The following is a 14,631-nucleotide window of genomic DNA, read 5'->3' on the forward strand; positions in this document are numbered from 1 at the left end:
GATGGATCCCACTCTCCGTCATGGCCGGGACAAGCCCGGCCATGACGAGTTGGGTTACTGCTTCGGCTGTCCCGCGGCTTCGGCCGGCTTCGGCCTGATCGCATCCGCCGTGCCCTGGATGAAGGCGGCGATCTTCGTCACATCCGCTTCCGTCAGCTTGCCGGTGAAGTCCGGCATGCCCTGGTCGCGGAACGGGCCCTTGAACACGAAGTCCTTGAGGTTCTCGATGGTCTCCTTCGGAACATAGCCGAGGTTACGGACATTGCCGCCATTGTGGACGCCGGGCACGCCGTGGCAGGTGGCGCAGGCGGCGACATAGAGGTTGGTGCCGTCGGGCACGTCCTTCGGGTCGTACTTGACGCCCGCAAGCAGGCCTTCGGTCTGATACTTCACGAAAGTCGGCAGTGGCGCCTTGCCGTCGACCGCAAACGTGTAGACCGTGCCCGGGCTGCGCAATTCGGTGGCGCGTACCGCGATCCCGAACACGCCGCCCCAGCCAACCGCGATCGACACATATTGCTTACCGTCGAGCATGTAGGTCGAGGCCGCCGCGACGACGCCGGACCCGGTCGGCGATTCCCAGAGCTTCTCGCCGGTCGTGGCATTATAGGCGACGAAGCGTCCGTCGGCCGTGCCCTGGAACACCAGATTGCCGGCTGTTGTCAGCGTGCCACCGTTCCATGGCGCCACATATTCGGCGCGCCAGACTTCCTTCTGCTTCACGGGGTCCCACGCCAGCAGGCGCCCGAACGCCGGATTCTTCGGCGGGACAGCGTCCAGCACCATGCCGACATTCCAACCGGTGGTGGCGCCGAACTTGCCGGGAGTCGGCGCGTTGTGAACGAACATTTTTTCCGGCGTCAGGTTCAGCGGCACGCCTTGCGCCGGCAGATAAACGAGGCCGGTCTGCGGATTGAACGACATGGGATGCCAATTGTGCGCGCCATATGGACCGGGAACGCTGTCATACGGCTCCTTGCCGCGCGCTGCCGGTACTTCGATCGGACGACCATTGGCGTCGTAGCCGGTCGCCCAGTTCACATCGACGAAGTTCTTGGCCGAGATGAACTTGCCGTTGGTGCGGTCGACGACGAAGAAGAAGCCGTTCTTCGGCGCATGAAGAATGACCTTCCTTGGCGCGCCATCGATGTTGATGTCCGCCAGGATCATCGGCTGCGTCGATGTGTAGTCCCAATGATCGCCGGGGGTTTCCTGATAGTGCCAGATGTATTTGCCGGTGTCGGCGTTCAGCGCCACCAGTGACGCCAAGTAGAGATTGTCGCCGCCGGATGGGCTGCGGATGTCCCGATTCCACGGCGAGCCGTTGCCGGTGCCGACATAGACCATGTTCAGGTCGGGATCGAAGGTGATGGTGTCCCACGCCGTTCCGCCGCCGCCGTTGAGCCAGTATTTTCCGGCCGGATCCCAGGTCTTGGCGGCTGCCGCCATCGATTCATCTTCGAACGGTTTTGAGGGATCGCCAGGCACGGTGAACCAGCGCCAGGCCTGGTTGCCGGTCTCGGCGTCATAGGCGGTGACGTAGCCGCGCGCGCCATATTCGGCGCCGCCATTGCCGATCACGACCTTGCCGTTGAACACGCGCGGCGCGCCGGTGATGGTGTAGGAGTGCTCCTTGCTGACGATGGTGTCCTTTTCCCAGACGACCTTGCCGGTGACGGCGTCGAGCGCGATCAGGCGGCCGTCATAGGCGCCGAGGAAAACCTTGCCCTTCCAGAGCGCCACGCCGCGATTGACGACGTCGCAACAGCCCTTGTAGCCCTTCTCCTTGTCGATGCCGGGATCGAAGGTCCAGAGTCTCTTGCCGGTACGGGCGTCGATTGCGTGCACCACGCTCCAGGAGGCGGTCTGGTACATGATGCCATCGACGACCACCGGGGTTGCCTCGACACCGCGGGAGGATTCGAGCGGATAGCTCCATACCAGGCCGAGCTTCTTGACGTTGTCGGTGTTGATCTGGTTCAGCTTGGAAAAGCGCGTTTCCGCATAGTCGAGGCCGATGGTCGGCCAGTCGTTCGATGTCGCGGTGTTGGCCTTGATCGAGGCGCCGTCGACCGCCGAGGTGACGGCCTTGATGTGCTCCGGCGATCCCTTGGCGGGACTTTGCGCGAGCGCCGCCGTGGAGGAGATCGCCAGCCCAAACCCGATCGCCAGCGCAAGGCGAACCGGCCGATGCAAATTGGAAAAGCCTTCAGGAAAAAAACGGCAAGCAGACTCACCGCGCGGCGAACGTGTCATCCTAGTCCCCTCCAATGATCTCTAGCGGATCTGTCGGAATGGTATGCCGGTGGGAATGACGGCGTCAATCAAACGCGAGTGCGAAAAGAAAAAGAGAAAATTTGTCTCGTCATGTTTTTGCCAAACGGAATGAACATGCGTTCCGGCTGCACTGCAGCATGGCTTGATGACTTACACTGAATCTGATCGTGCAAATGAAAATTGCAGGATGCCTTGTATCCGATATCCCAGATGCGCGATCATGGATCGCGCGACGTCCCGTCCGGTCCGGTGCAGCGAGGGCGTGATGCAGCACGCAGTTGCTCCATCGTCGCCGCGGATGAAATTGCGGCAGGATTGCTGTCAATCGGCTTTCGTCGGAGCCTGATTGGCGGGCGTGACAACGCCGGGCGCTGCCAGCGCGCTGATGACGACCGGCGCTTCGGGATTGCCGGATGCGGCGGTGAGCAGGGGCGCATCGGTGTATCGCATGACGCTGTGCTGATCGATCACGAAGGTGGGCCGGTAATTGCGGATGTCGGAATCCTCAACCATCGCCATGCGGCGGTTATCGAGCGTCAGCCAGTGCCCGTCGAGCCGCGCGGCGGCAACCGCGTGATCCTCGCCGCGGACGGTGTCGCGCATGATCACAATCCGCAGATCGTCGGGCGCAATGCCGGCCCGGCGCAACGCCACGAATTTCGCAATGGCGTAATCCTCGCAGTCGCCGCCCCGCGTCAGCGTCGCAAGCGGCGAGGCCCAGACGTCGAGCTGGCCATATTGTGCGAGGTCGCTCATCGGCCGCACCGCAAGGTTGACGGCGCGGTTGATCTCGCCGAGTCGGGCGCGGCCCTCGCGGAGCTTGGCGGCATCGACGATCGCGAGAAATTGCAGCGCGGCCGGCGAGACGCAGCCTTCGCGGTCGCCCTCGCACAGCGCAAGCTGCACCATTTCATCGTCGAGGCGGCGCTGCACACTTTGCCATTTCTCGTGCAATCCGCCGTCGAGAAGCATCGCGGTGGGCTGCCCGAACGGCTGGCTGGATTTCTTGACCAGGACCGCAGCGCCAGGTGACAGCAGCGTTCCGGCGGCCGCCGGTCCGAACCAGGCCAAGCCGCTTATGGACAGGCCGCACGCGAGGAAGGTTGCGCGCAACGCACGCGGATAATTTGAGATCGCCATCTGACACCCCTAGTCCGGGCATTATCGGCAGGCTCGTTAACCTACTCGTGACCGGATCATTTCGCTGGGGGCATAGTGGGTAGGTGGGCTTTTGATCTGCTTAAAACCCGCGAAATCAGGCCGGAAAGCGCGAAACAGCTTAAAATTTGTCTCGCCGGTTTCCCGAAAATTTTATCGAACCTTTGCGGAGCCGTGACTGCCCTATCCATGGGATGGTGCTTAACCGTGCGTTATCGTTGTTTTCAGGTTAATATGACTAATCTGGTCAGATTCGCGTGAGTTGTAAGCCAAGTCACAGTTTTGACTTGGAAAATCGCATCATATACCGGGGTTATACGGGGGAATCGGATTGATAAGTATAGACCGCAGTCGTTTTGCTGCGAATATCTCAACTAATCTCCCTGGTGCTCAAGCTTATCCATGTATTCCTCTGTGTATGGCAGGGGAGTACCAGATATACTTGAGAAAAATCGGGAAGACTGATCTAGAAAACGGCTCTAACCTAAGCAAGCTGCACAAAAAATGGATGGTTCCGTAGAAGACCATCCGTGATATGCAAGCTTAGACCTTTGAATATTGTATTTGTATTAACCTTAGCGGCGGCGGGGCTCATTTGACTTTGGCCGGTAAATTTACCGACGTGTTGCCTGACGGCCACGGCGCTCACCTCGGTGGGCACGTCCACGTCGACAGCGTTTCCACGCATGCGCCGTCGGGCGCCATTATCGTTCCAGACGCCCATTTGCTCTTCACCGGCGATTTCAAGCGCACGGGTGTCGACCTCGTCCTGTCGGGCGACGGCCGCGAGTTGGTGCTGCATGACTATTTCAAGGGCGAGAAGCGCGCAGCCCTGGCATCCCCCGATGGCGCCCATCTGACCGGCAATATTGTCAGCGCGCTGACCGGCCACACCCAGCTGGCGCAGGCCGACGGCAGCCCGAGCGTGGCCCAGGTCATCGGCCATGTCACCAAGCTGGTCGGTACCGCGACCGCGATCCGCAACGGCGTTTCGATCATTCTGAACAATGGCGACAACGTCAACAAAGGCGACGTGGTCCAGTCCGGTTCCGATTCGACGCTCGGCATCACCTTCATCGACGGCAGCGTGTTCGGTCTCGCATCGAACGCCAGGATGGTGCTGAACGAAATGATCTACGACCCGAACGGGTCGAACAATTCGTCGCTGATCAGCCTGGTGCAGGGCACCATCTCGTTCGTCGCCGGCGCGACCGCCAAGAAGGGCGACATGAAGGTCGACACGCCGGTTGCCACTATGGGCATCCGCGGCACCGCGGTACTGGTCGAAATCGATTTCGCGGTGCCGGGCCAGGGCGGAGCGCCGCCGGCGAAATTCCAGGTGCTGGTCGAGCCCGACGGCACCACCGGCTCCTACATCCTGTTCGACAAGACCACGATGACGCCGATCGCGACCGTCAATCAGGCCGGTACGCAGACCATCGTCAGCGGCCAGGGCACGGTCAATTTTCTTTCCTCGGTGCAGTTGTCGCCCGATGCGCAGAAGATCATCTCCGATGTCTTCCAGCTGAAATTCACCGACCTGAACAATCCTCAACAGCTGCACCGGTTCACCGATTCGCCGGTTCCGGAAAACATGTTCATCAGACTGGCGGGCGGAGAAACCGTCCCGGTGAAGGTGACGGTTACTCCGATTATCGACACTCCCGTCGTTACGACTACCCCCACGACCGTCAAATCGGGCGACCACATTCCGGGGCCGCCCGACGTCATCACCTCCAATGCGGCTTTCACCGAGCGCGCAGGCCTGACCGGCAGTGCCGCGCAGGATACGTTGACCGGCGAGATCGCGTATTCCGACCTCAATCCGGGCGACGTGCCGACCGCCCAGGCGAGTTTTGCCTCGTTCAAGTATGAGAACGCGCAGCACAGCGACGTCAGCGCATCGCTGACATCAGAGCAGATAGCCGCGATCAAGGCGGTGGAAGTGCCGCTTACCGTGGTGCAGGATCCCAACCAGAAAAACCGCGGCACGGCGACCTGGACCTACAGCGTCCCTGACGGAGCCTTCGATTTCCTGGCCGCCGGCGAGACCTTGACGCTGACCTATCTGGCGCGGGTCGACAATAATTTCGCGGCGAACAACGAGATCACGTTCAAGACCTTCACCATCACGATATCAGGCACCAATGACGCGCCGACCGTTGCCACCAGCGGCGGCACCGTCATCGAGCGGGACGGCACCGGCAATACCACCATCGATACGATCTCGGGCACGGTCACCTTTACCGATACCGATTTGACCGATCGCCCGGTGGTGACTGCGGCGATCTCGACAACCGAGCCGTTCAGATACCTCGACGCGCAGGGGCATAACGTCACCGCGACGCTGACGCCGGCGCAACTGGCGGCAATTGCAGCCGTCAAGGTTCCCTTGAGCGTGACGCAGGGGGGCGCAAACGGCCATAACGGTTCGGCGACCTGGACCTACAGCATCGCCGACCACGCCTTCGATTTCCTCGCCAAGGGCGAGAAGCTAATCCTCAACTACGTCATCAAGGTCGACGACGGCCATGGCGGCGTTGTGTACACGCCGGTCAGCATCTCCATCAACGGCGCCGACGTCACCGTGATCGGCACCAACGACGTTCCCACCATAGTTCCGGAATGGACGACGGCGACAGGCGAGATGACGGAGGATGCAGCGGCGACGCTGACCGCCAATGGAACGATCACGTTTCAGGACCTCGACCTGACGGACACCCATGCCGCGGCATTCGCTCTGAAGTCGTCGAACGCCACTGCCAATCTGCCGGGCTATTCGGAGGCGGCCCCGCTGGGTCAAATCGGCACGTTTGCCCTGACCGCGATAAGCGAGAATCCCGGTGTTTCGACCGTCGGCTCGCTCGGCTGGAACTTTACGCTGAACGACAACGATCCGGTGCTGCAGTCGCTGGCCAAGGGCCAGACCATCACCCAGATCTACACGGTCACCATATCAGACAATAACGGTGCGCCGGTGACGCAGGACGTGACGGTGACGATCACCGGCACCAACGATACGCCGACCATTGTGGGTGGATCTACCACGGCGACTGGCGGGGTGACGGAGGATACCGGCGTCAACGACTCCGGTAACATCGAGACCTCGGGCACGATCACGTTCGGCGATCTCGACCTGATCGACACCCACACCGCCGGCTTCGTGCTGAAGTCGACGAATGCCAGCGCGAACCTGCCGGGCTTTGCCGAGGGCAACGGCGCATTGGCCGCCAATATCGGCACCTTTGCGCTGACCGGAGTGAACGAGAGCACGACCGACACCGGCAATACCGCCAGCATCGGCTGGAACTTTACGCTAAACGACAACGATCCGGTGCTGCAGTCGCTGGCCAAGGGCCAGACGATCGTCCAGATCTACACGGTCACCATATCAGACAATAACGGTGCGCCGGTCACGCAGGATGTGACGGTGACGATCACCGGCACCAATGATACGCCGACGATTGTGGGCGCGTCGACGACGGCGGCCGGCGGGGTGACGGAAGACGTCGGCGTCAACGTTTCCGGCGATATTGCGACTTCGGGCATGATTACGTTTGGTGATCTCGACCTGATCGACGCCCATACTGCGGGCTTCGTGCTGAAATCGACGGATGCCAGCGTGAACCTGCCGGGCTTTGCCGAGGGCAACGGCGCATTGGCCGCCAATATCGGCACCTTCGCCCTGACGGGAGTGAACGAGAGCGCGACCGACACCGTCAACACCGCCAGCATCGGCTGGAGCTTTACGCTGAACGACAACGATCCGGTGCTGCAGTCGCTGGCGTTGGGCCAGACCATTACCCAGATCTACACCGTCACGATCATAGACAGCAACGGTGCGCCGGTGACGCAAGATGTGACGGTGACGATCGCCGGCACCAACGATGTGCCGGTTGCGGTTGCCGACACTGACACCGGCCATATCGTCGAGGCGGGGAACAACAGCGACAATTCCGTACTGGCCGGCGTCTCGACCACGTCGGGCGACGTGCTCAGCAACGATACCGACGTCGACCTGATCGATACCCACCACGTCATCGGTGTTGTGGCGGGTTCGATCAGCGGGGTGCTGACGAACGACGATGTCGGCGCGACCGTCGTCGGCACTTATGGGTCACTGGTTCTCAACGCCAACGGTACCTGGACCTATACGCTCGACAATACCAATCCGCTGACCGACTCGCTAGCGCATGGCGCGCACGCCAGCGACGTCTTCAGCTATACCGAGTCCGATGGTTATGGCGGCACGTCGACGACGACGCTGACGATCGATATCACCGGCACCAACGATGCACCGGTTGCAAATGCGGCGCCGGTCGCTGTGACTGACGTCAATTCGGGTGCGCCGGTTTCCGAGCAAGGCGTCAGTCCGGTCAATGACGCGTTTGCCGGCGTCGCATCGGCGACCGGCAACGTGCTTGCCAACGATCTCGACGTCGATGCCGGCGACACCAAGACGGTGCAGGGAGTTGCCAGCGGAACGCAAACCGGCCCCTTGACCGTAGGCGTGGCTAGCGTGGTCGCCGGCACCTATGGCAGCGTAACGATCGACGCTAACGGCGTGTGGACGTACACGCTCGATAACACCAAGGCCACGACACAGGCGCTGACGCAGGATCAGCATGTCGCAGACGTGTTCACCTACACCATGCATGACATCTACGGCGCGACCGCGTCCGCGACGCTGACGATTGATGTCACCGGTACCAACGATGCGCCGACCCTGGCCCCGGCGACGGTAGGGCCGCTGCTGGATACCGCCGTTACCGATAGCTACAGCACCATCACGGGAACGCTGGTCGGGTACGATGCCGACAGTGGCGAGGCCGCGACGCTGAGTTACGGCACGATCGTCGGACTGAATGCCGTGAACTCGGCGGTTGCGGGCCTGTATGGCTCGCTCACGGTGGACGAGGACGGCCACTACATTTATACGCCCGATGCCGCCGCGATCAACGCGCTGCATGCCGGCACCCAGACCGAAACTTTCACCGTGCAGACCTCGGACGTCAACGGTGCCACGGGTATCGCTTTATTCACGGTGAATGTGACCGGCGCCAACGACACGGCGACGATATCGGGCGATTGGGAGGGCAGCCTGATCGAGGACGCCTTCACGAGCAGCGGCGAAATTGTACCCCTCGACACCGTCAGCGGCACGCTGACGGTCGGCGATGTCGACACTGGCGAAGGTCATTTCCAGGCGGTCGATCCGGACTTGCTCGACGGCGCCTATGGCACCTTCACCTTCACCTTCACCTTCGACAGCGGTACGGGCGGCTGGACCTATCAGCTCGATAATTCCAAGGTTGAGGTTCAGTCGCTGGGCGAGGGCACCAGCGTCACCGATACGCTGACGGTGACGTCAATCGACGGCACCGAGAAGAATATCGTCGTCACCATCACCGGAACCAACGATGCGCCGGACTACTCGGGCAAGAGCCTCGCGTCGACCTACCATGCCGGCGACAGCCCGGTCGCGATCGTCTACGGCGTCGCGGCCGCAGACATCGACAGCGCCCATTATGCCGGCGGAACTCTGACCGCAACCGTCACGGCCGGACACGAGGGCGACACGCTGTCGATTGTGGGCAACGACTACATTTGGGTAGATAGCGGCTCGATCGTCTATTTCGATTCCGACGGTAATGATCCGGGCGGCGATGTCGCGATCGGGACGCTGGCACACAACGGCGATAACAGCCTCACGGTGACGCTGAACGGCAGCGCCGGCGATACCGCCGTCCAGGCGTTAACGCAGGCGATCGAATTCTCGAACTCCAAGCCGGACCCGGCCGCTGGTACCCGCACGGTGGCGTTCACGCTCTGGGACGGCCACGGTGTTCCTGACAATGGACACGACAGCGACTATTTCGAAGCGCATGTGACGGTGCCTGAGAGTGCAGCGGCGGCGCCCGTGATCCAAACGGACCTGTTCACCGTCTCCGAACTCGGCGATGGAGTAACGATGGTTTCCGGCCTCTACGTCACCGATGCCGACGCCTCGGAGACCGAGACCTTCACCTTTACCGCGACCACCGGGGCGCCCCTGGTCAGCAGCGTGTCGATCGATCCGGGTGACCTTGAGGATATCGACGAGGCGCTTGGTGCTGTTGCCGTTGCTGGTGTCACATACAATCCCGGCGGCGGCTCTCAGCCGCAGAACGACTCGGTCAAGTTCACCGTGACTGATGGCTTCGGCCACTCCGACACGGTCAATTTCATCTTCAACGTGACTGGCGAAAGCGATGTCGAACTGACCGGTACGGACGGGAAGGATGTCATCTTCGCGACAGGCAATACGGATACGCTGACCGGTGGCGCGGGCGCCGATCAGTTCGTGTTCCGGGTTGGTGACGGCAACGACACGATCACGGACTTCAAGCCGGGGCAGGACCACATCGATCTCAGGGCATTTTTCGAAACGATCAACCCTGAAACGATCGATGCATGGCTCCATGACCATGCGGCGCCAAGCCAGAACGATCCGGCGGATATGGTGCTCTGGCTCGGCGGCGATGACAATGTCACGCTGAAGCAAGTCGCGAGCCTCACGGCCAACGACTTCATCCTCCATCCCGGCATCGGTAACTGACCGCGACGCTCCAGCGGCGGTAGACGTTCTCTTACAAGACCCGCGGAATCCCCAGCCGCTCAGCCTCTTCACGCGCCGTCGCCGCGTTCTGATAGCCGGCGCCCACCTTGCTTTTCGGATCCTGCAGCTTGACCGTCAGCACGTCCGGCACGGCGTAATATTTGTCGTGAACCAGGCAATGGTTGCGGATCAGCGGCCACAGCATCAGGCCGAGCATGCGCTGGTCGTGGCCGTATTTTGCCGTCGGCCCGGCGACAAAAAAAGCGGCGTATCAGTCCGCAGCAGCGCGCGAACAGGATCGTGAGGCCGGGGCGGCGGCCGAAGGGTTCCGCCTGCAGTGTCCGGTTTCGTCAATCCCGATGGTCCCCCCAATGATGCCACCATAGCCAGCCATGGTCCGCCGGGAAGGCGGGCGAGCGGCCTTTTGGAAGCGCCGGGGTCCCATAATGCCGCGGCGCGGGTCGCAACCCGTTGGAACAATCTGCCTGCCCGTGATACCGAAGCAGCATGAAGCGGCTGAGAGTATTTTGGCGGTGGTTCAAGCGGCGCTTTGGCTATGCCCGGCTGGCGTGCGTGGCGCTGCTGATCGGGTTTGCCGCGCTGCGCGTGTGGGACCCTGCTCCGGTCGAGGAGATCCGCGTTCGAACCTTCGACGCCTTCCAGCGCGTCGACCCGCGGAAGAAGACCGCACGTCCGGTCACCATCGTCGATATCGACGACAAAAGCCTGGAAAAGCTTGGACAATGGCCGTGGCCGCGGACGCGGCTTGCGGATCTGGTAACGGAGCTGACCAATCTCGGCGCCGTCGTGATTGCCTTCGACGTGGTGTTTTCGGAGCCCGACCGGCTCAACCCGGAATTCGTCGCCGATACTTACCGTAATCTCGATGAGGAAACCCGCAGCCGGTTGCGTTCGCTGCCGAGCAACGACCAGGTTTTCGCCGATGCCATCCGCGCCTCGCGCGTGGTGCTGGGTGAATCGGGTTTGCCGGAAGAACTGGGTGTGCTCGACAAGACGCTTCCGGTGACCGGGCTTGCGATGCTCGGCGAGGAGCCGCAGCGCTTCATGTTCGAATTCCCCGGCCTGCTGCGCAACACCAAGGTGCTGGAGCATGCCGCTGCCGGACGCGGGCTGTTCACCATCAAGCCCGAACGCGACGGTATCGTGCGGCGGGTGCCGATGATCATGCAGGCGCAGGGCCAGACCATGCCCTCGCTGAGCTTCGAGATGCTGCGGGTCGCCACCGGTTCGGGCACGATCCTGATCAAGGCCGAAAAGGCCGGCATCAAGAGCCTCGGCATCAAGGGCTTTCAGCTGCCGACCGACGGCAATGGCCAGCTTTGGGTCCATTACGCCCGGCACGATGCGTCGCTCTATGTTCCGGCGATCAACGTGCTGGAAAAGACCGTTGCGCCCGAGAAGATCGCCGGCAAACTGGTATTGATCGGCACCTCGGCCGTCGGTCTCAACGATATCAAGACCACGCCGGTGTCGCGCGCCATGCCCGGCGTGGAAATCCACGCCCAGGTGCTCGAGAGCGCGCTGACCGGGGAGGTGATCTCGCAGCCGATCTTCGGTATCTCGATCGAATTCGCCACCGCGGTCTTGTTCGGATTATTGGTGATCGCGTTCGCGCCCTTGTTCGGACCGGTCACGCTGGTCGCCCTCGGTGCGGCGTTTGCCACCGCGCTGATCGGAACGTCCTGGTATTTCTATTCGCAGCACCGGCTGCTGATCGATTTCACCTATCCGTTGATATCGACGACGTCGATCTATCTCACGCTGATCTTCTCGAGTTTCGTCCGGGAGCAGAAGCAGCGCAAACAGATCCGTAACGCGTTCTCCCAGTATATGTCGCCCGCGCTGGTCGCCCAGCTGGCGCAGTCGCCGGAAAAGCTCGTGCTCGGCGGCGAGGAACGCGAGATGACCATCATGTTCTCCGACATGCGTGGCTTCACCTCGATCTCGGAGACCTACAAGCGGGACCCACAGGGCCTCACTGCGCTGATGAACCGCTTCCTGACGCCGCTGACCAACGCCATCCTTCACCGCAAGGGCACCATCGACAAATATATGGGCGACGCCATCATGGCGTTCTGGAATGCGCCGCTCGACGACAAGGATCACCAGCTCAACGCCTGCGAGGCGGCGCTCGATATGCTGGAGCGTGTCGACGAACTCAATCGGGAACGAATGGAGGAAGCCGAGGAAGAGGGCCGCCCGTTCATTCCGCTCAATGTCGGCGTCGGCCTCAATACCGGAACCTGCGTGGTCGGCAACATGGGATCCGACATGCGGTTCGACTATTCGGTGTTCGGCGACAGCGTCAATCTGGCCTCACGGCTGGAGGGCCAATCCAAGGAATACGGCTTCCCGATCATCGTCGGTTCGAAAACCGCGCTCGCGGTCAAGGACAAGTTCGCGATCCTCGAACTCGACTTCATCATGGTCAAGGGCAAGAAGGAGCCAGAGGTGATCTACGCCATCGCCGGACGGGAGGACACCGCGCAGTCCGGCCGTTTCCAGCGCTTGCGCAACCTGACCATCGAGATGCTGGCCTGCTATCGCGGCCGCGACTGGCAAGGCGCGCTGGCGGCGATCGAACGCGGCCGCCACACCGACGAGGTGCGTTCGCTCGAGTTGTTGTTCAACCTCTACGAGGCGCGAATCCGCAACTTCCTGGAGGCCCCGCCGCCGGAAGACTGGAACGGCGCATTCGCGTTGTTGACGAAGTAGCTTTTGTCGTCCCGGCCTTGAGCCGGGACCCATACCGCGTGATTTCTCGATGAGGCGGAGTGGGAGAGACCTTTCACCGACAACTGCACCCTGTGGTTATGGGTCCCGGCTCAAGGCCGGGACGACAGGAAATCTACTCCAGCCCGATCGTCGTCAGATCCTGAAACCAGTGCTGCGCCTGCACGAATTTCTTCACCTTCGGCGACAGCGCATGCGGGTTGGTGTCGTGCACCACCCACACCAGCACGGCGTCGTCGACGATCTGGGCGTGGGCCTGCGCCAGCAATTCGTCCTGCTTGGTGGCATCGAAGGTCTGCTTGGCCTCGTCGATCAGCGCGTCGACCTTTGGTGACTTGTAGCCGCCCCAGTTGACGCCGACAGGCGCGATCTGGCCGGAGTGGAAGAAGCGCACGATGGCGTAGAGCGGATCCGAGGTGACATAGGCGATGTTGTTGGAGGTGATGCCGGCGTTCATCTCGTCGGCCGCGCCCTTGCGCCAGGCCGTATACAATGTCTCGAGCTCGACCACCTTGAAGTCGATCTCGATGCCGATTTCCTTGAAGCTCTGCTGCAGGAATTCGTTCATCGGCAGCGACAGCATCTGTCCGGTGCCGCCCTGCGCGATGATGAAGGTGGCCTTCAGCGGCTTCTGCCTGGAGTAGCCGGCTTCCTCGACCAGTTTCTTGGCCGCCGCCACATCATGTTTAAGCTCGAAGCTGGGCTTGCCAAACCAGGGGCTCGACGGATCGACCTGACCCTTGGCGGGCTTTGCCAGGCCGTTCATCAGACCGACGACCCCTTCACGGTCAATCGCAAGGTTGAGCGCCTTGCGCAGGCGGATGTCGGTCCATGGCGAGCCCGGCAGCACGCTGAGATGATAATTCCAGACATGCGGCGTGATGTTGTCGACGATGCGCATCCCTGCGGATTTCAGCTGCGGCACCGCATCGGGGGCCGGCGTTTCGATCAGATCGGCCTGGCCGGCGAGCAGCGCATTGGTGCGCGTCAGCGCTTCCGGCATCGGAATCAGGACGATCTTGTCGGCCTTCGGAATTCGCTTCTTGTTCCAGTAATCCGCATTCTTGGTGAGTTCGGCGAGTTCGCGCGGCACCAGCTTTGTCAGCTTGAACGGCCCGGTGCCGGAAGGCTGGCTGGCGAATTTGTCCCAGTCCTTGCCGAGCTTTTCATATTGCGCGGGGCTCGAGACCAGGAACCAGAGCATCTGGTAGGGGAAGAACGAATCCACCGCCTTGGTGGTGATCTCGATGGTTTCGTCGTCGATCTTGGCGTAGCTGGCGACCGAGGGCAGGCGGGTCTTCACCTGCGCGCTCTGGCGCTTGTCGAATTGCGGCGCCTTCTCGTTCAGCACCTTGTCGAGATTCCAGATCACCGCGTCGGCGTTGAACGTGCTGCCGTCATGGAATTTGACGTCCTTGCGCAGACTGAAACGCCATTTGGTCTTGTCCTTGTCGTCGACCTTCCATTCAGTCGCGAGCCCCGGCACCAGCTTGCCGGGCCGGTCAGCCACGTCCATTTCCCAGGCCACCAGCGGATCGTAGATCGTGTAGGCGCTGAACTGATAGGCGCCGGCGCCGCGGTCCGGCTGACCCGTGGTCAGGGGAATATCGGCCATCGAAATGCCGTAGCGCACCACGGATTCGGCCCGCACCGGCGTGGCCGGCAGGGCGCCGATGGCGAACGCCATAGCGGCGACGAGTAGCATCGAATTGCGGGTGCGCATGAACTAAACTCCGTTGGCAGTATGCTGAATACCTAATGCCAACTTGCAAGCTTGATGCCAGAATAGGCATCACTGGCTTTTCTTCGTGCGGAGCGGGAAGAAACCATATGTCACATGGCTA

Annotated in this window: 6 protein-coding genes; 2 read left to right on the plus strand and 4 right to left on the minus strand. The window is 61.6% G+C overall.

Annotated features, from left to right (window positions below; genetic code table 11):
* Positions 1–54 precede the first annotated feature (54 nt).
* Both JQ597_RS25845 and JQ597_RS25850 read right to left on the minus strand, forming a co-directional pair.
* Positions 55–2,256 carry a PQQ-dependent dehydrogenase, methanol/ethanol family gene (locus tag JQ597_RS25845; protein ID WP_212267978.1) on the minus strand — a complete coding sequence of 734 codons (2,202 nt, stop codon included), beginning with the start codon at positions 2,254–2,256 and terminating at the stop codon, positions 55–57.
* Positions 2,257–2,598: 342 nt separating this feature from the next.
* Positions 2,599–3,417, minus strand: a complete 819-nt coding sequence (locus JQ597_RS25850; RefSeq protein ID WP_212267980.1) for a transglutaminase-like cysteine peptidase — start codon at positions 3,415–3,417, stop codon at positions 2,599–2,601.
* A 613-nt stretch (positions 3,418–4,030) separates the two neighbouring features.
* Between JQ597_RS25850 and JQ597_RS25855 the strand changes: the two genes are divergently transcribed.
* On the plus strand, positions 4,031–10,033 hold the full coding sequence (locus JQ597_RS25855) for a beta strand repeat-containing protein (protein WP_502754633.1): 6,003 nt from the start codon (positions 4,031–4,033) through the stop codon (positions 10,031–10,033).
* 31 nt (positions 10,034–10,064) lie between these two features.
* On the opposite strand, the gene JQ597_RS25860 is transcribed toward JQ597_RS25855, so the two are convergent.
* The gene (locus JQ597_RS25860; protein WP_212267984.1) at positions 10,065–10,250 is read right to left on the minus strand and encodes a hypothetical protein; all 186 of its coding nucleotides are present in this window, start codon (positions 10,248–10,250) and stop codon (positions 10,065–10,067) included.
* A gap of 290 nt (positions 10,251–10,540) precedes the next feature.
* On the opposite strand from JQ597_RS25860, the gene JQ597_RS25865 reads away from it, so the two are divergent.
* Positions 10,541–12,769 (plus strand): CHASE2 domain-containing protein, encoded by a 2,229-nt coding sequence (locus JQ597_RS25865; RefSeq protein ID WP_212267986.1) that lies wholly within the window; start codon positions 10,541–10,543, stop codon positions 12,767–12,769.
* Positions 12,770–12,902: 133 nt separating this feature from the next.
* Here JQ597_RS25865 and JQ597_RS25870 read toward each other — a convergent pair whose 3' ends face one another.
* Complete coding sequence (locus JQ597_RS25870) at positions 12,903–14,510, minus strand: ABC transporter substrate-binding protein (RefSeq protein WP_212267988.1); 1,608 nt, start codon at positions 14,508–14,510, stop codon at positions 12,903–12,905.
* Positions 14,511–14,631 lie beyond the last annotated feature (121 nt).

This window comes from Bradyrhizobium sp. AUGA SZCCT0177 (assembly GCF_018130125.1).
Taxonomy (GTDB): Bacteria; Pseudomonadota; Alphaproteobacteria; order Rhizobiales; family Xanthobacteraceae; genus Bradyrhizobium.

Bases quoted from the DNA above. Each gene is read 5' to 3' on its own strand.
- JQ597_RS25845 (WP_212267978.1), bottom strand. From the start codon at position 2,256: ATGACACGTTCGCCGCGCGGTGAGTCTGCTTGCCGTTTTTTTCCTGAA.
- JQ597_RS25850 (WP_212267980.1), bottom strand. From the start codon at position 3,417: ATGGCGATCTCAAATTATCCGCGTGCGTTGCGCGCAACCTTCCTCGCG.
- JQ597_RS25860 (WP_212267984.1), bottom strand. From the start codon at position 10,250: ATGCTCGGCCTGATGCTGTGGCCGCTGATCCGCAACCATTGCCTGGTT.
- JQ597_RS25865 (WP_212267986.1), top strand. From the start codon at position 10,541: ATGAAGCGGCTGAGAGTATTTTGGCGGTGGTTCAAGCGGCGCTTTGGC.
- JQ597_RS25870 (WP_212267988.1), bottom strand. From the start codon at position 14,510: ATGCGCACCCGCAATTCGATGCTACTCGTCGCCGCTATGGCGTTCGCC.